Origin of the sequence: Rhizobium sp. M1 (assembly GCF_002531805.1) — a bacterium.
Taxonomy (GTDB): Bacteria; Pseudomonadota; Alphaproteobacteria; order Rhizobiales; family Rhizobiaceae; genus Rhizobium; species Rhizobium etli_C.
On record NZ_NWSW01000010.1, the window covers coordinates 184,752 to 202,592 of the forward strand.

Genomic DNA, 17,841 nt, shown 5'->3' on the forward strand with positions numbered 1-17,841 from the left:
GAATTCCTCTCCCTGAATTCTCTCGCGGTGAAGCCCTCCCCGAGAAGGGAGGGTTCAGATCCGATCAAACGCGTTCGATAACCGTCGCCGTGCCCATGCCGGCGCCGATGCAGAGTGTTACCAGCGCGGTATTGAGGTCGCGGCGTTCGAGCTCGTCGAGCACCGTGCCGAGGATCATCGCGCCGGTGGCGCCGAGCGGGTGGCCCATGGCGATGGCGCCGCCGTTGACGTTGATCTTGGCGTGGTCGATGTCGAAGGCCTGCATGTAGCGCAGCACGACGGCGGCGAAGGCCTCGTTCAGCTCGAAGAGGTCGATGTCGGCAAGGCTCATGCCTGTCCGCTTCAACAGCTTCTCGGTGACATCGACCGGACCGGTCAGCATCAGGGCCGGATCGGAGCCGATATTGGCGAAGGCCTTGATGCGGGCGCGCGGCTTGATACCCATGCTCTCGCCACCCGCCTTCGAGCCGAGCAGCACGACGCCTGCGCCATCGACGATGCCGGAAGAATTGCCGGCATGATGGACATAGTTGATGCGCTCGATCTCAGGATGCGCCTGGATGCCGACGGCCTCGAAACCGCCCATCTCGCCGGGCATCTGGAAGGACGGATTGAGGGAAGCGAGCGCCTGCATATCGGTGCCCGGGCGCATGTGCTCATCCTTATCGAGGATCGTCAGGCCATTCTGATCCTTGACCGGGACGACCGACTTGTCGAACCAACCCTGCTCCCAGGCATGTCCAGCGCGCCTCTGGCTCTCGACCGCGTAGGCGTCGACATCGGTCCTGCTGAAACCGTATTTGGTGGCGATGAGATCGGCCGATACGCCCTGCGGCATGAAATAGGCCGGGAAATTCACCGAGGGGTCCATGAACCAGGCGCCCCCCGACATGCCGAGGCCGACGCGCGACATGCTTTCGACACCGCCCGCGATGACGATGTCGTCGGCGCCTTGGGCAATCTTGCCGGCGCCGAAATTGACGGCATCAAGGCCGGAGGCGCAGAAGCGGGAGATCTGCATGCCGGGCGCCCTGGTGGAATAACCGGCTTCGAAGGCGGCGGCCTTGGGGATGACGGCGCCGGCATCCATCACCGGATCGACGCAGCCCATGATGATGTCGTCGACCGTCGTGGTGTCGAGCCCGTTGCGGTCGCGGATCGCTTCCAGCGTCTTGGCCGCAAGGCGGACGGACGGCACTTCATGCAGGGCGCCGTCTTTCTTGCCGCGGCCGCGCGGCGTGCGGACGTGATCGTAAATGAAAACCTCGGTCATTGTCTCGTCTCCCTGACGGCGCGGCGGCGCCGGTGAATTTCAACTCCCCTTCTCCCCTCGGGGAGAAGGTGGCCGAAGGTCGGATGAGGGGGCGCTCGCGGCAAACTCGGCCTTGCTTGCGCGCGGCCGTTCGCTCCTTCGTCGCTCACCCCCTCATCTGTCCTTCGGACATCTTCTCCCCCGCTGGGGAGAAGGGGGAACCTCAATTAAAACGCTTCCGCTGCCAGCTCCATCATCGTGTCGGCGCCGGCTTCGATGCGGGCCTTGCGAAGGGCGGTTTCCGGCATGATGCGCTCCATGAAGAATTTCGCCGTGATCAGCTTATTCCTCAGGAAATCCTCGCGGGCTCCATCGCCGGAGGCAAGGCCGTCCTCTGCGGCTTTCGCCATCTTTGCCCACATATAGCCGAGGACGACGAGACCAAAGAGATGCATATAGTCGGTCGAGCCGGCACCGGCATTGTCGGGCTTGGCCATGGCATTCTGCATGAACCACATGGTCGCGCCCTGGACGTCGTTCAAGCCCTTCTTCAGATGCTTGGTGAAGAAGGAGAGTTTTTCGTCGCTGCGGTTCTCCTCGCAGAAATCGCCGATCTCCTTGAAGAGGGCCATGGCGGCGCGGCCGCCGTTCAAGGCGAGCTTGCGGCCGACGAGGTCGAGCGCCTGAATGCCGTTGGCGCCTTCATAGATCATGGCGATGCGGGCATCGCGCACATACTGGCTCATGCCGTGTTCTTCGATATAGCCGTGGCCGCCGAAGACCTGCTGGGCCATGACGGCATGGTCGAAGCCCTTGTCGGTCATCACGCCCTTGAGGATCGGGGTGACGAGGCCGAGAATGTCGTCGGCCGTCTGGCGCTCCTTCTCGTCGGTGGCGCGGTGGGCGATATCGGATTTCAGCGCGGTCCACAGCAGGAAGGCGCGGCCGGCTTCGTTGAAGGCGCGGATGGTCATCAGCGTCCGGCGGATATCCGGATGGACGATGATCGGATCGGCCTTCTTGTCCGGCGCCTTGACGCCGGACAGCGAGCGGCCCTGGATGCGGTCGCGGGCATAGGCGGCGGCGTTCTGATAGGCGATCTCGGAAATGGCGATGCCCTGCAAGCCGACCATCAGCCGAGCCTCGTTCATCATCACGAACATGGCATTGAGGCCGCGGTTTTCGGCGCCGATCAGGAAGCCGGTCGCTTCGTCATAGTTCATCACGCAGGTAGCGTTGCCGTGAATGCCCATCTTGTGTTCGATCGCGCCGCAGGAAACGGCATTGCGGGCGCCGGACGCGCCGTCCTTGCCGACCAGGAATTTCGGAACGATGAACAGCGAGATGCCCTTGGTGCCCTCGGGCGCGCCTTCGATGCGGGCGAGCACCAGGTGGACGATATTGTCGGTCAGGTCGTGTTCGCCGGCGGAGATGAAGATCTTCTGGCCTGATATTTTGTAGCTGCCGTCAGACTGCGGCACCGCCTTGGTGCGCAGCATGCCGAGATCGGTGCCGCAATGCGGCTCGGTCAGGTTCATGGTGCCCGACCAGGAGCCGTCGACCATCTTCGGCAGGTAGGTGTCCTTCTGCTCCTGCGTGCCATGGACGAGGATCGCGGCGATCGCGCCCTGCGTCAGGCCGGGATACATCATCAGCGACATGTTGGCGGCAGAAGTATATTCGCCGACGGCGCAATGCAGCGTATAGGGAAGCCCCTGCCCGCCGAATTCCTCCGGCACCGCAAGGCCGATCCAGCCGCCTTCGCGATAAGCCTTGTAAGCTTCTGTGAAGCCATTCGGCGTCGAGACGCTGGCATCGTCGTTGCGATGGCAGCCTTCCTGATCGCCGGAATAATTCACCGGGAAGAGCGCCTCCTCGGCAACCTTTCCGGCCTCGCCGAGAATCGCCTCGATCATGTCAGGCGTCGCATCGGCAAAACCCGGCAGATTGTTGTAGCGTTCGAGGCCCAGCACGTCGTTCAGGACGAAGAGCGTATCGTTCACCGGGGCCTTGTAGACTGGCATTTCGCGAATTCCTCCATTCGACTGACCGGGTCGCACCGGCCTCGGGCACTGTCTTACAAAATATTGACGTTTGCGTAAACGTCAAATTCTGCAGCTTCGCCATCTTTCTCGAAAAAATTCGCGAGCGGCGAACCTGCGGACGATCAAATGCCCGAAGGCACGAGATGTCATCTCCCCTTCCTTGTCCATCGTGGAACGGGGTATAAGTGCCGGCGTCTTTCGATCCGTAAAATTTGGGCCGCAGTTCGGGAATGCCAGAGGAGGGGCACCGGGATGATCAGTTTCGAGGCGATAAGGCAGCGTGCGGAACAGCGGAAAGGCGGCGCGGCGGCGCTGCAGGCCTTGCTGGAAAAGCATCGGCCGGATCACGAGAAGCTGCGCGCCATGCCCGACGACCGCATTCTTGCCGACATGACCCGGCGCATCTTCTACAGCGGTTTCGTCCAGAAGGTGATCGATGCGAAGTGGCCGGGTTTCGAGGCGGCGTTTTCCGGTTTCGATCCGGCAATGCTGAATATCGCGCCCGACGATTATTGGCATGAACTGACCTCGGACGAGCGGATCATCCGCAACGGCGCGAAAATCAAATCGGTTCGCGCCAATGCCGCTTTCGTCAGGGAGCTGGCGAAGGAATATGGCAGCGCCGGCGTCTTCTTCGCCGACTGGCCGCGGGAAGATCAGATCGGCCTCCTCGACCTGTTGAGCAAACGCGGCAGCCGGCTCGGCGGCATGACCGGGCAATATTTCCTGCGGGGCATCGGCCGCGACAGCTTCGTTGCGACGACGGATGTGCTTGCCTGCTTGAGATCGGCCGGCGTGCCGCTGTCTGCCGCCGGCACGGCGAAGAAGGACCAGCCGCTGATCCAGAAGGCCTTCAACGACTGGGCCGAAGAGACCGGGCTTTCCTTCATCCATCTGTCGCGCATCAGCGCCTATTCGATCGATGCGGGAGGGCCGCACTGAATTGCGGCTCCGCTTCTTTCCGGTGAGGGTAGCGCCTGCGGCGAAACAACTTCCGCGACGGAGGCGAACAGGATAGGCTTCGTTTCATCGGAGCTGGCAGGGAGGAACCGATGCCGCGCCTGGACCATGTCACGATCAATACCCGCGATGCGCCTGTGATGATCGGCTTCCTGCAAGCCATTCTCGGCGTCAAGGAAGGCTACCGGCCGCCCTTCCCCTCGCCCGGCCATTGGCTCTATCTGGACGACCGCCCGGTCATTCATCTCAGCCTGGCATCGCGCAGCACCGATTTTCCGCCGGGCATCTTCAATCATGTCGCCTTCAGCCTTTACGAATTTGCCCCGGCGCTGGAGCGCATCAAGGCGAGCGGCTATCGCTATGAATATTACGATATTCCCGACACCGATCTTGGCCAGGTCTTCGTTTACGGTCCCGAGGGCGTGAAGATCGAACTGCAATATCCGCGGCCGGCCTGAGCGCCACCGTCGGGCGGGGCTAACGGCAATTGCCGCCAAAAATGGCGTTTGAGACACAAACGTTAAAAAATTCTCATCGATATTAACGGCTTGTTTACCACGTTTCGTGAAAGGTGCGGGTTGAGCAGTAGCGACCCGCATTCCTTTTCCCCGTCTCGCGTTTCCCAGGAATGCCGCTACATCGTTCAGCCTGAGGAAAGTCTAATTGACGATCTTCTTATGGATGGTGCGCTCCGGTCGGCGTGAAGACGCTGGCCACAGACGGAAAAGCCACGGATCGAGCTCTGACGAGAGGTCGAGCAGTCGAAGCGAGCAAGAAGATGAACGGATCGCGATCAAATCCTTCCCGGCAGTCCGACAGGACCTCGCTCGATGCGCTGAACCGCACGATCGAAGGGCTGGAGGCGCGCATCGAAGGGCTAATGGGCAGCGGGCGCGAACAGCGGCCGCGCACGGCAACGGCCGAGCGCGACGTTTACGCCGGCGCCAATTCGCCGCGCCCGGCAAGAGCGCCGATCGAGCCGCGGCCGGATCCGCTCGCTGAAATTCGCCAGCGCCAGCGCGCGCTGGAAGCCGGCCGCGAGCGGCCTTACGGGCGCGAGCCGGCCCCGCAGCTGCGCGAACCCGCGCCGCGCGCCGCAGCGTCGCAGCCGGCACCCGCCTTCCGCGCCGGCGACGATACGATGACGGAGATCGCCCAGGCGCTTGTCAACCTGCGCCAGGACCTGAAGCGCGACATTTCCGAAGGCGTCACCCGCGAGATGAACGCGTTGCGCACGGAACTGCGCGAGATCAAAACAAGTGCCGGAGACGGCCGCTTCGCCGACGACATCCGCGCCGACATGAACCGCCTCGCCCAGAGCATCACCCAGCTGACCGGACGCTCGGGCGGCGCGGAAGCGACCGGCCTGCGTGAAGATTTCGAGGATCTGCGATCGCTGATGGACGGGCTGGCGCGCGAGGAATCGCTGCGTCACATGGAAACCCGCTGGGACGGCTTCGAAAACCGGCTTGCCGCACTCGATACCGAGGGGCTGCAGGAAGAGCTGGTTTCGCTCGCCTATCGGCTCGACGACATCAAGCGTCATATCGGCGGCATGGGCGAAAGCCCGGCGGTCCGCGCGCTGGAAGACAAGCTCATTGCCATCGCCACGGCGATGGAGCAGTTCGGCAATATGATCCAGCCGCATGACCGGGTCATGGCCGAACAGTTCGCCGCCATGGACATGCGGCTCGACGAGATCAGCCGGGCGATCGCGGCTAGCGGACGTGCGGCCGCCAACAGCGATCCGACGCTGATGCAGCGGCTGGAAAGCCGGCTTTCGGCGCTCGCCGACCAGATCGACGTGATGAGCCATGATGCCGCCAGCCGGGCGACGCCGGCCGATGAGCTGGCAATGCGGCTGGAGGCGCTGACGGAACGTGTCGAGGAGCTGACGAAGGCGGAAGCGACGTCGCGGCTCGACGAGCGGCTGGAACATCTTTCCTATCTGTTGGAGCGCACGCAGCAGACGGCCGCGCAGCCCGACCTCACCGGACCGCTGTCCGACATCTCCCGCAAGATCGACGCGCTCGAAAACGGCGCCGTCAACGACGTGCTGGCGCAGCGGCTCGATTATCTCGCCCGGCGCATCGACGAGATGGCCCATCCGCAGCCGGCGGCCGCGGCGGTCGACGACGGCGCCTTCCGGCGTCTCGAAGGACGGCTGAGCGATATCGCCGCCCGGCTGGAAGAGAGCACCGCAGCAGCCCCGACCGATCCGCGGGCGCTGAAAAACCTCGAAGACCAGATCGCCAATCTTTCGGCGCTGATGAGCGAGCCGCGCGAAAGCGCGGCGATCCCCGCCGATCTCGACCGGCGCATGGGCGCGATCGAAGATTATATGGCGACGAGCGACGAATATATCATCGAAGCGGCGCGTCAGGCGGCGGAAGCCGTCGTCGAGGCCTATTCGCGCAATGGCGCCCTGCAGGGCGGCGTGCCGGCCGCCGACATGTCGGCGCTGACGGCGCTGGCCGAGGATCTGCGCCATCTCGAAGATATCAGCCGTGACAGCGAGGAGCGCACGCACAAGACTTTCAAGGCGCTGCACGAGACGCTGGTGCATATCGCCGACCGTCTCGACGGCATGGAAGAGCGCGGACGGCCGGTCGCCCCGATGCCGGTCGCCGACGTCGATTTCGATGTCGACCCTTACGCGCTGATGGTGGCCGAGGCCGCCCGGACGCCGGAAGCTGCCCCGGCAGCGATGGCCTCTCCGGTCATCCGCCCGGCTGAGGTCGCAGCCGAACCTGCCGCCCCGGCGCAGGCCGCGGTCATGAGCGGAGCGAGCGCGATCGCCATCGAAGCAGCGACCAGAACGCCGGAGGCGGCGACGGCAAAATCCAGTCTGCTCGCCAGCCTCGGCAAGCGGTTGCGGCCCGGCAAGAAAGCCGAGACGAAGGCGGCCGAACGGGCGGTGATCGACCCCGCGCCGTCGATCGATCCTGCCGACGTGGTGCCGACGGATGCGGCGAACGAGCTGCTCGAGCCGGGTTCGGGCGCGCCTGACGTCAAGAAGATCCTTGAACGGGTGCGCGCCAGCCAGAGTGCCGCACGCGGCAAACCTCCCGTCGAGACCGATCGCGCCGATTACATCGCCGCTGCGCGCCGGGCGGCGCAGGCAGCCGCAATGGAAGTGGACGCCAATCCGAAGCAGGCTGGCAAGGCCGAGAAGAAGGGCGCGACTGCCAAGGCCGACAAGTTGGGCAAGAACGACCAGACGGGCAAAACCGGCAAGGTCAGCGCCTTTTCGCGCTATCGCCGGCCGATCCTGCTGGCGATCGGCGCCGTGCTGCTCGCCATCATGGCCTTTCCGCTGGCCCGGACGCTGACGAGCGGCGAACCCGCGCCGCAGCCGCCGGCGGAGGTCTCGGCGCTGACCGGAGCAGCGGAAAACCCGCAGCCGGCCTTGCCCGAAGCGACGTCCGCCCAGCCCGACACCGGCGCTGCGGAGGTGAACGCTCCCGCAGTCGAGACGGCTCCCCCGGCCGCCGAACAGGCGCAGCCTGATACAACCGCACCCGCCGCCGGCGATCATCTGACCGACGCTGCCCCGCTTGACGGCGAAGGAGCGGCAACTCTTGCGCCCGCCGCTTCGTCCGGCCCAACGCAGGAAACATCGGGCTTCGTAGCGAATACGCCGGCCACAGCACCGCAGGCCGCCATCACCATTCCCGACACCGTGCAGCCGAAATCGCTTGCCGATGCGGCGCAGGGCGGCGATGCACTGGCGCTGTTCGAGATCGGCGCGCGCTATTCGGACGGCCGCAACGGCATGGCCGTCGATCAGAAGCAGGCCGCCGGCTGGTACCAGCTTTCGGCCGACAAGGGTTTTGCGCCGGCGCAGTACCGACTCGGCAGCATGTATGAGAAGGGCAACGGCGTCGAACGCGACATCGCCAAGGCAAAAACCTTCTACGAGCAGGCCGCAAACCAGGGCAATGCCAGCGCCATGCATAATCTCGCCGTGCTCTACGCCTCCGGCGCGCTCGGCCAGCAGGATTATGCGACGGCCGCCTCCTGGTTCATCAAAGCCGCCAACCTCGGCATCACCGACAGCCAGTTCAACCTGGCGATCCTCTGCGCAAGGGGCAACGGCGTTCCGGCCGACCTCGAAGAATCCTACAAGTGGTTTGCAGTCGCCGCCAAGGCCGGTGACAAGGATGCGGCCCAGAAGCGCGACGAGGTGGCCAACGCGATGAAGCCCGATCAGCTCGAGCGCGCCCGCGCCAAGGCCGATCTCTGGAAGCCGGAGCCGCTCGACCACCGCGCCAACGGCATCGACATCCCCGACGAATGGGCGGGCACCGGCGCGAAGACGGCCTCCGTCGACATGAAGAAGGCGATCCGCAACATCCAGGCGATCCTCAACAATAACGGCTTCGACGCCGGCGTGCCGGACGGCGAAATGGGCGCAAAAACCGTGACCGCGATCAAGAACTTCCAGAAGTCGATCGGCCAGCAGCCGGACGGCAAGGTGACCGACGCGACGGTCAGGGCGCTGCTCGAGCGCAACAAGCAGGTGGCCAAGGCGATCTAGAACGGTTCCCGCCGGCTACTGATATGACGATGTCCTGTTTGCGCCAAGCCGGGCGCAAACCGCGCCGCCCTTTTGCGGGAATTGCGCTACAGAAGGCTTGCGGCACAAAGACATCTCGATTTTTTCCGCCGCCTGTCACGCAATCTGAAAAAAGCCGGATTATGCGGGACAGATCGCTCGGCGCACCCATCGAATCGTCCACTCTCGATCTCCATCGCTCCCGGGGGGCTGATCGAAAGCCTCTGGCAACGATTTCGCAGTATGGTGCGCATTCGAACGGGGACGTGACGGAAACCGCCCGGCAGGGGCGGTCATCATTCGGGGTCGGTTGTGACAATCTATCTGCCCATCGCAGAATTGTCGGTGAACATTTTCATCATTCTCGGCATGGGGGCGGCCGTCGGATTCCTGTCAGGAATGTTCGGTGTCGGCGGCGGTTTTCTCATCACGCCGCTGCTGATCTTCTACAATATCCCCCCTGTCGTCGCGGTGGCCACCGGCGCCAACCAGGTGGTGGCGTCGTCGATTTCGGGCGCGATCACCCATTTCCGGCGCGGCACGCTCGACGTCAAGCTCGGCACGGTGCTTCTGGTCGGCGGTCTTTCAGGCGCCACGGTCGGTATCTGGATCTTTTCGCTTTTGCGCCGCGTGGGCCAGCTCGATCTCATGATCTCGCTGATGTACGTCATCTTCCTCGGGACTGTCGGTGGGCTAATGCTGCTCGAAAGCATCAATGCCATGCGGCGCGCCGCCCGCAACGAACCGCCGGTGCCGCGCAAGCCGGGCCATCAGCACTGGGTGCACAAGCTGCCGCTCAAGGTGCGCTTCAAGAAATCGAAGATCTTTCTGAGCGTCATTCCGATCGTGGCACTCGGCTTTGCGATCGGCATCCTCACCTCGATCATGGGCGTCGGCGGCGGATTCATCATGGTGCCGGCGATGATTTACCTCCTGCGCATTCCGACCAATGTCGTGGTCGGCACTTCGCTCTACCAGATCATCTTCGTGACCGCCTATACGACGATCGTGCAGGCGGCGACGAACTTCTCGGTCGACATCGTGCTTGCCTTTATCCTGATGGTCGCGGGGGTGATCGGGGCGCAATACGGCGTGCGCGTCGGCCAGAAGCTGCGTGGCGAACAGCTGCGCGCCCTTCTCGGCCTGCTGGTGCTGGCCGTCGGCCTGCGTCTTGCGATCGCGCTGGTGGTGACGCCGGCCGACGTCTATTCGGTGGTAATGGGGGGTAACTGATGCGTCTGCTCTCCGCCTTCCTCGCGCTTCTTTGCCTGCTGCCGGCGGTGGCCGGCGCGCAATGGCTGCCGGGACAATCAACGGAAGCGGTGCGCGAAGGGCTTGAGATCGGCACCTCGACCAGCGAAATCGCCATCACCTCTGATTTCCACGGCGCGGATCTGACGATCTTCGGGGCGCTCTCCAACACCGATCAGCTGCTGCTCGCCATCGGCCAATATGATGTGGTCGTGGTGCTGGAAGGCCCGCGAGAGGATGCGACGGTGCGCAAGAAGGAACGCGTCTTCGGCATCTGGGTGAATACGCGCTCGATGACCTTCGAGGCGGTGCCGCATTCCTATTCGATGTCGAGCTCGCGGATGATCGACGATCTGACGACGCCGCTCGAACTGACCGATCAGGGGATCGGCATCGATCACATTCCGCTGACGCCGGTCGGCTTCGTCGGCGACGGCAGCAATCTCGGCGAATTCCGCCAGGCTTTCCTGCGGCTGCAGCAAGGAGGCGCACTTTACGACCGCAATCCGAGCGGCGTGCGGTTCGTTTCCTCGAACCTGTTCAAGGCGAGCCTGCGCCTGCCGGCAAATATTCCGAACGGCGTGCATACGGTGCGCGCCTATCTCTTCAAGAGCGGCAATCTCGTCACCGAGAAATCGCTGCCGCTGCGTGTCATCAAGACGGGCATCGAGCAGACGATCACCGATGCGGCACATGACCAGCCGATCCTTTACGGCTGTGCAGCGGTGCTGCTCGCCGTCGTCACCGGCTGGGGCGCCAGCCTGATCTTCCGCAAGGACTGATCCGCGCAAAGCGACGCCCCGCAAATTTTTCCTGACAAGAGTGAGGCTTTGGTTCGCTGGCCGCCATCGATCGGCCACGCCCCTATCCCTTTAAAAAACCGCTTGCAATTCGCTATCGGTCGATTAAGCTTTCAACCAGTTGCCAAAAGCAACCGGTTCTGATTGTTGCTGGAAGGAGGATGGAAATGAGAAAGCTTGTTGTCTGGAACCTGATGACGCTCGACGGGTATTTCGAGGGTACGAAACCGTGGGATATCGATTTCCACAATCTCGCCTGGGGGCCGGAGCTGCAGCGCCTGGCCGAGCAGTTCGGCGAAGAAGGCGATCTCCTGGTCTTCGGCCGCAAGACCTATGAGGGCATGGCTTCCTATTGGCCGACCGCCGAAGGCGAAGGCAATATCAAGGCCTATATGAACGGCATCGCCAAGATCGCCGTATCCAGGACAATGACCGAGCCCGGCTGGAACAATGCCCGCATCGTCAGCGATCCTATCCCCGAACTGACGAAGCTGAAGCAGGAGAACGGCAAGACGGTCTTCATCTTCGGCAGTGCCGAGCTTGCCGACAGCTTGCTGAAAGCGGGTCTTATCGATGAAATCAGGGTCTGCGTGGTGCCCGTCATCCTCGGCGGCGGCAATCCGCTTTTCAAGGCAGCCGACGCCCAGCTGCCGCTGAAACTCATGGAATCTTCAACGACGGCAAGCGGCGCGGTGATCCTGCGCTATGAGCCGGTGAAGGTGTAGCAGGCTGCGGGCCACGGCCGTCCGGTTTCTGGGTGAAGACCCCTCCCCACAAGGGGGAGGGGCTATGCGCGGCACCGTCCCACGACAAACATCAACGCTTCTGCGGATGAGACGGTGAAGGGAATAACGTGGGCGCGGCATTCAAGCCCCTCCCCCTTGTGGGGAGGGGTTGGGGAGGGGTCTTAGATCGTGGCTCGGCACCGGTCGACGGCGGCAGCCCTTTCCAAAAAGCTTCGTATTTGAGTAAAAACCGGTTCTTAACGTTTACGAGTTAGTAATCTCTCTGAAACGAGAGGTTTTGTTATGCGTACTCGTATCGTTCTGACCGCCGTGGGTCTGGCGCTGCTTGCCGGCTGCGCGACGGCGCCGAAGCAGACGAGAAACATCTGCGCTGTCTTCGACCAGCGCGAGGGGCTTTTTTCCAGCTGGCAGAGGGCGGCCGAACGGACGGAAAAGAAATACGGCGTGCCCGTGCCGATCCTGATGGCGACGATGTACACCGAATCCGGCTTCCAGCCCTATGCGCGCCCACCGCGCACCAAGCTCTTCGGCTTCATTCCCTGGACCCGGCCATCGACCGCCTACGGCTATTCGCAGGCGCTCGACGGAACGTGGGATCACTATCAGTCGCAGACCGGGAACTGGGCGGCGCGGCGCACGAACTTCACCGACGCCATCGATTTCATCGGCTGGTATCATTACCAGAACAGCGTGGAGATCGGCATTCCGCTGAACGACGCCTATAATCTCTATCTCGCCTATTATTCCGGTCCGACGGGATATAAGCGCGGCGACTGGCGCTCGAACGGGCAGTTGCAGCAGACGGCGCAGAAGTTCGCGCGGATGGCAGGGACCTATCAGCAGCAGTTGCAGGGGTGTGATTGATATAATTTGACGGCCTGCCGTGGCCGCCCCCCTCTGCCCTGCCGGGCATCTCCCCCACAGGTGGGGCGATTGGCTGGGCGCAGCGGTTTCCCCAAACAACAAGCGTCGCAGCTCGTCGCAACGGCAGACGGAGTGGGAAGGTTTCGCCACTTGTGATCTCCCCACCCGTGGGGGAGATGCCCGGCAGGGCAGAGGGGGGCTTACACGGCACACCCCATCAGGGATAACAGTCCCTACCCCCTCAAATTCCCATACCTGACGGAATAAATCCGGTCCCGCCCCAACAGATGCGCCACCAGCGCCGCCTTGTCGAACAGGCCCTTCATTGCCTGATGGCCGAGATCCAAGCCGCCGCTCATGACGCCGAAGGCCGGCATCAGCAGGCGGGCGCCGTCGGTGGCAAAACACGGGCGGCGGATCGATCTCTCGCGGCGGCGCACGGTCGCCGAGGGGTGCAGGTGGCCGGCGATTTCGCCGCTCTGCAGGCCGTTTTTCGGCTCGTGGCGGAAGGTCAGGCCGGCATAATGCATCTCGTCGGTGCAAGCGCCGGGCAGATCGACGACGCCGTCGGGGTCGTGATTGCCGTTAATCCAGATCCATTCGCGGCCGCGGGCCATCGCGACGATCAGCGCGCGGAAATTTTCCGGCAGATGCGCGGAGCCGATGCGATCGTGGAAATTGTCGCCGAGCGAGACGACGAGCTTCGGATCATAACGCGAGATGACGGCGGCCAGTACGGTCAGGGTCGCCAGCGTATCATAGGGCGGCAGCATCATGCCGCGGCGAGCGAAGGCCGCACCCTTTTCCAGATGCAGGTCGGAGACGACGAGCAGGCCGGCATCCGGCAGATAGAGAGCACCGAGCGGATCGCAGACGGCGGCGATGCCATGGACCGAGGTCTCGATGCCCGGCACCGCAGCCAATCCTGAAATGTCGCGCGCGAGCGCCAGGCGGTTCATCACGGTCGTTATTCCCAAACAGGTCTCAGGCCAGCGCTTCGGCGATCAGATCGTCCGCCGCTTCGGCAAGCAGTGCGTCATGGGCTTCGCCCGGCACCGCTTCGCGTCCGATCTCCAGCATCACCGGCACGGCGAGCGGGGAAATATGGTCGAGCGGGCGATGGGTGATATGGCCCCTGATTCGCATCAGCATATCGCCAAGTCGGCTTATATCCAAAAGTCCGGTCGCCGCATCCTGCCGCGTCGCCTGCAAGAGGATGTGATCCGGCTCGTGGCTGCGCAGCACATCATAGATCAGATCGGCGGAGACGGTGATCTGGCGGCCGCTCTTTTCTTTGCCGGGATGGCGGCGCTCGATCAAGCCTGCAATCACGGCGCAATTGCGGAAGGTGCGCTTCAGCAGGAAGGATTCGTTGAGCCAGGCCTCGAGATCGTCACCCAGCATGTCCGCGTCGAAGAGGTCGGAAAGGCTGAGCCGGCCGTTGCCGATCATCAGGCCCATATCCTCCAGCCCCCAAATGGCGAGAGAATAATCGGTGGCGACGAAGCCGAGCGGCTTGGCGCCCGCCCGGTCCAGCCGGCGCGTCAGCAGCATGCCGAGCGTCTGATGGGCGAGACGGCCCTCGAAGGGATAGGCGACCATATAGAAGCGGCTGCCGCGCGGGAAGGTTTCGATCAGGAACTCGTCGCGCTTCGGCAGCATCGACTTGTCCGTCTGCAGCGACAGCCAGTCGCGCACCTGATCCGGCAACTGGCGCCAACGGTCGGGATCGGCAATCATCGCCCGCACCTGTTCGGCGAGATAGGTCGACAGCGGAAACTTGCCGCCGGCATAGGAAGGGATCTTCGCATCGAGCGAGAAGGCCTGCGAGGCCAGGCATTCGTTTTCGCGGATGCCTTCGAAGCGCAGCACCTTGCCGGAAAAGATGAAGGTATCGCCGGGTGACAATTGTTCGAGGAAATATTCCTCGACCTTGCCCAGCGTGGCGCCGCCGCGGCCGATCCGGCCGCCCTCGCCGCGCTTGACCATGCGGATGTTCAGCATCGGGCTTTCGACGATGGTGCCGAGGTTGAGGCGGTATTGCTGGGCGACGGCAGGATTGGAGACGCGCCAGCGGCCCTCCTTGCTCTTGCGGATGCGGGCGTAACGTTCGTAGGCCCTCAGCGCATAACCGCCGGTTGCGACGAAATCGACGACGCGTTCGAAGTTTTCCCAACTGAGATCGGCATAGGGCGAGGCGCTGGTGATTTCGTCGTAGAGTTCCAGCATGTCGAAGGGTTCGGCGCAGGCCATGCCGAGCACGTGCTGAGCGAGCACGTCGAGCGCGCCGCGGCCGACCGGCGGGGTGTCCTGTGCGCCGAGATAATTGGCGTCGAGTGCCGCCTGGCATTCCATGACCTCGAAACGGTTGGCCGGCACGAGGATCGCCTTCGAGGGCTCGTCCATACGGTGATTGGCGCGGCCGATGCGCTGGGCAAGACGCGAAGCACCCTTCGGCGCGCCGACATGGATGACGAGATCGACATCGCCCCAGTCGATGCCGAGATCGAGCGTCGAAGTGGCGACGACGGCGCGCAGCCGGTTTTCGGCCATCGCCGCCTCGACCTTGCGGCGCTGGGCGACATCGAGCGAGCCGTGGTGGAGTGCGATCGGCAGGTTGTCGTCATTGATCGTCCAGAGTTCCTGGAAGAGCATTTCGGCCTGGCTGCGGGTATTGACGAACAGCAGCGTCGTCTGGTGGTCGAGGAGCTGCCGGTAGACATCGGGAATGGCATATTTGGCGGAATGGCCGGCCCAGGGAATGCGCTCCTCGGTCAACAAGATCGAAATGTCAGGCTTGGCGCCGCCTTCGACGACGACGAGGCCGGCGTGATGCTCCCTGCCCTCCTCCTGGGCGACCAGCCATTTCTGCAGATCCATCGGCTCCGCGACGGTCGCCGACAGGCCGATGGTCTTCAGGTCGGGGGCAAGGCGGCGCAGGCGGGCAAGGCCGAGCGACAGCATATGGCCGCGCTTGGAGGTGACGAGCGAATGCAATTCGTCGAGCACCACATATTTCAGGTCCTTGAAGAAACGCTCGGCTTCGCGGTTGGCCAGAAGCAGGGCGACCTGTTCGGGCGTCGTCAGCAGAATATCCGGCGGATTGAGCTTCTGGCGCTGGCGCTTGGCGTTCGGCGTATCGCCGGTGCGGTTTTCGACGGTGACCGGCAGGCCCATCTCCGCGACCGGCTTCATCAAATTGCGCTCGATATCGATCGCCAGCGCCTTCAGCGGCGAGACATAGAGCGTGTGGATGCCGGTGAAGGCGGAGCCCGGCGGACTCTTGCCGCGGCGGGTGAGATCGGTGAGCGATGGCAGAAAACCGGCGAGCGTCTTGCCGGCGCCGGTGGGGGCAATCAGCAGCGTGCTTTCGCCGGCTTCGGCGCGGGCAAGCAGTTGCACCTGATGGGCGCGCGGACGCCAGCCCTTTTCCGCAAACCAGCGGGTAAAGGCGGCAGGAAGCAGGGCGCGGGCTTCGGAATCGATCTGGTCCACATCCCGAAGGTAGTGAAAAACGGGCGAAAAAGAAGGGCGGCCGATCGCTCACATCGCGATATAGCGGTCCTTGCGATGATTGACGGCGAGGGTGAGATTGAGCACGACCGCGCCGAGCACCGAACAGGCGATGATGAAGGGGCTGGCGACCAGGAAGGAGAGCGCCAGCACGATGCCGTCGAAGCCGAGCTGGACGAGGCCGGCGCGCCAGCCGAAGCGATCCTGGATATAGAGGGCAAGGATGCCGATGCCGCCGAGACTGGCGCGATGGCGGAAGAGCGCCAGCATGCCAGCAGCGATGACAAGGCCTCCGAAGAGCGCCCCGGCGACCGGATGGACATGTGTCACGCCGATGAAGGCGGGCGCGAATTCGGACAGGATCGAGGTCAGGCCGATCGCAACAAACGTCTTGATGGTGAAGGCAGGGCCCATGCGGCGGAAGGCCAGATAATAGAAGGGCAGGTTCACGGCAAAGAAGCAGAGACCGAAGCTAATTCCGGTCGCATAATGGGCAAGGAAGGCGAGGCCCGCGGTGCCGCCGGCGAGCAGCCCGGCGCCGGAGAGCAGCGTGACGCCGAGCACGGCGAGCATGCTGCCGGCGACGATGCCCTGCGCGTCGTCGAACAGCGAGTGGCGGTCGGCGCTGGAATTCAGAAGGCCTGCGAAGGCGTTGGATGCCATGATGTTCCCCTGTCGGATTTTTCCGTTTCTATCCGCCGGCACAATAAAGGCAAGCGGCAAGCAGCAAGGGCAGTTCTTGACAGCGGCGACAATCATGGATATCTTTTATCCACGATTTAAGGAGATGCCGGCATGAAGATGGGCGATGGCGTCGAACAGGCCATTCACAGCGTTGCGATGCTTTCCGGCCTCTCCGAAGGCGGCGTGCTGTCGGCCGCGGCATTGGCGGAATTCCACGGTGTGTCGACGAGCTATCTGTTGAAACATCTGCAGGCGCTGTCGGGCGCCGGCATCCTCGACACCGTGCCGGGCCCGCGGGGCGGATATAGACTGGCGAAGCCGCCGGCAGAGATTTCGCTGCTCGACATCCTGCTCGCCGTCGAGGGGCCGGCGCCGGCTTTCCGCTGCGCCGAAATCCGCCAGCGCGGCCCGAACCCGGTGTCCGACCGCTTCTTCGCCAAGCCCTGCACCATCAGCGCGGCGATGCTACGGGCCGAACGGATCTACCGGGCCGAGCTCGCCAAGACCAGCATTGCCGATCTCGGCATCGAATTGAATGCCCTCGACGACGGATCGATCGCAGCGAGAGGCTGCGCCTTCCTCGAACTCCACGAACGCAAGACGGCTCGCTGAGCCCTATCAAAGGAGAAAGACATGCAACCGCGTTTCAACTTCGCCAAAGCCGCTCCCGATGCCTACAAGGCCGTCGCCGCACTCGAACAATATGTCCAGACCTCTGGCCTGGAGCGCCGCTTCATCCACCTGATCAAGCTGCGCGCCTCGCAGATCAACGGCTGCGCCTATTGCGTCGACATGCATGTGAAGGAAGCCCGCCACGACGGGCTCAGCGAGCAATGGATCAACCTGATGTGCGTCTGGCGGGAGTCGCCGGTCTATGACGCGCGCGAACGCGCCCTGCTCGGCTGGGTCGACGCCGTCACCAACATCGCCACGTCAGGTGCGCCGGATGCCGACTACGAGACATTGAAGGCGCATTTCTCCGAGGAGGAGATGACGAAGATCACCGTGACGATCGGCGCGATCAATGTCTGGAACCGGCTGGCCGTCGGCTTCCGCTCGCAGCATCCGCTCGATGCGATGACAAAGGCGGCTTGAGGCTGGTTCGAACCGAATCTCTGGCGTCCCCTCTCACCGTAAAACGGGGAGAGGGTTAGGGTGAGGGGCAAAT

14 protein-coding genes are annotated in these 17,841 nt (G+C 63.5%); 9 read left to right on the forward strand and 5 right to left on the reverse strand.

Translation table 11 applies throughout. The annotated features are described in order from the left end of the window. Positions 1-64: 64 nt before the first annotated feature. Positions 65-1,273: an acetyl-CoA C-acetyltransferase gene (locus tag CO655_RS11915; RefSeq protein WP_097664784.1), complete on the reverse strand. Its 1,209-nt coding sequence runs from the start codon at positions 1,271-1,273 to the stop codon at positions 65-67. A 206-nt stretch (positions 1,274-1,479) separates the two neighbouring features. Then, positions 1,480-3,276, reverse strand: a complete 1,797-nt coding sequence (locus tag CO655_RS11920) for an acyl-CoA dehydrogenase C-terminal domain-containing protein (protein ID WP_097664785.1) — start codon at positions 3,274-3,276, stop codon at positions 1,480-1,482. A 273-nt stretch (positions 3,277-3,549) separates the two neighbouring features. Between CO655_RS11920 and CO655_RS11925 the strand changes: the two genes are divergently transcribed. The 7 genes from CO655_RS11925 to CO655_RS11955 all read left to right on the forward strand — a co-directional run bounded on the left by CO655_RS11925 (position 3,550) and on the right by CO655_RS11955 (position 12,476). Next, positions 3,550-4,239: a DNA-3-methyladenine glycosylase I gene (locus CO655_RS11925; RefSeq protein ID WP_097664786.1), complete on the forward strand. Its 690-nt coding sequence runs from the start codon at positions 3,550-3,552 to the stop codon at positions 4,237-4,239. Between the two features lie 110 nt (positions 4,240-4,349). Next, positions 4,350-4,715 carry a VOC family protein gene (locus CO655_RS11930; protein ID WP_010034317.1) on the forward strand — a complete coding sequence of 122 codons (366 nt, stop codon included), beginning with the start codon at positions 4,350-4,352 and terminating at the stop codon, positions 4,713-4,715. Positions 4,716-5,035: 320 nt separating this feature from the next. Further along, positions 5,036-8,797 (forward strand): peptidoglycan-binding protein, encoded by a 3,762-nt coding sequence (locus CO655_RS11935; RefSeq protein ID WP_097664787.1) that lies wholly within the window; start codon positions 5,036-5,038, stop codon positions 8,795-8,797. A 330-nt stretch (positions 8,798-9,127) separates the two neighbouring features. Continuing rightward, positions 9,128-10,048, forward strand: coding sequence for a sulfite exporter TauE/SafE family protein (locus CO655_RS11940; protein WP_010030824.1), 921 nt, complete (start codon positions 9,128-9,130; stop codon positions 10,046-10,048). After that, positions 10,048-10,848, forward strand: a complete 801-nt coding sequence (locus CO655_RS11945; protein WP_097664788.1) for a TIGR02186 family protein — start codon at positions 10,048-10,050, stop codon at positions 10,846-10,848. Before CO655_RS11940 ends, CO655_RS11945 begins: the two co-directional genes overlap by 1 nt. Before the next feature lie 185 nt (positions 10,849-11,033). Beyond that, on the forward strand, positions 11,034-11,591 hold the full coding sequence (locus CO655_RS11950; RefSeq protein WP_097664789.1) for a dihydrofolate reductase family protein: 558 nt from the start codon (positions 11,034-11,036) through the stop codon (positions 11,589-11,591). A gap of 303 nt (positions 11,592-11,894) precedes the next feature. After that, positions 11,895-12,476 carry a transglycosylase SLT domain-containing protein gene (locus CO655_RS11955; RefSeq protein WP_097605718.1) on the forward strand — a complete coding sequence of 194 codons (582 nt, stop codon included), beginning with the start codon at positions 11,895-11,897 and terminating at the stop codon, positions 12,474-12,476. 233 nt (positions 12,477-12,709) lie between these two features. Here the strand turns inward: CO655_RS11955 and pdeM are convergent, their stop codons facing one another. From pdeM to CO655_RS11975, 3 genes are read right to left on the reverse strand one after another with little or no spacing between them, the layout of a single operon-like run. Continuing rightward, positions 12,710-13,435 (reverse strand): ligase-associated DNA damage response endonuclease PdeM, encoded by a 726-nt coding sequence (gene pdeM / locus CO655_RS11965; protein ID WP_097664790.1) that lies wholly within the window; start codon positions 13,433-13,435, stop codon positions 12,710-12,712. 25 nt (positions 13,436-13,460) lie between these two features. Continuing rightward, positions 13,461-15,971, reverse strand: a complete 2,511-nt coding sequence (locus CO655_RS11970; RefSeq protein WP_097664791.1) for a ligase-associated DNA damage response DEXH box helicase — start codon at positions 15,969-15,971, stop codon at positions 13,461-13,463. Between the two features lie 48 nt (positions 15,972-16,019). Next, positions 16,020-16,652: a YitT family protein gene (locus tag CO655_RS11975; protein WP_097605721.1), complete on the reverse strand. Its 633-nt coding sequence runs from the start codon at positions 16,650-16,652 to the stop codon at positions 16,020-16,022. A 132-nt stretch (positions 16,653-16,784) separates the two neighbouring features. On the opposite strand from CO655_RS11975, the gene CO655_RS11980 reads away from it, so the two are divergent. Together CO655_RS11980 and CO655_RS11985 are read left to right on the forward strand one after the other, a co-directional pair. Beyond that, on the forward strand, positions 16,785-17,285 hold the full coding sequence (locus CO655_RS11980; protein WP_097664792.1) for an Rrf2 family transcriptional regulator: 501 nt from the start codon (positions 16,785-16,787) through the stop codon (positions 17,283-17,285). A gap of 21 nt (positions 17,286-17,306) precedes the next feature. Continuing rightward, complete coding sequence (locus CO655_RS11985; protein WP_097664793.1) at positions 17,307-17,768, forward strand: carboxymuconolactone decarboxylase family protein; 462 nt, start codon at positions 17,307-17,309, stop codon at positions 17,766-17,768. Positions 17,769-17,841: the final 73 nt, after the last annotated feature.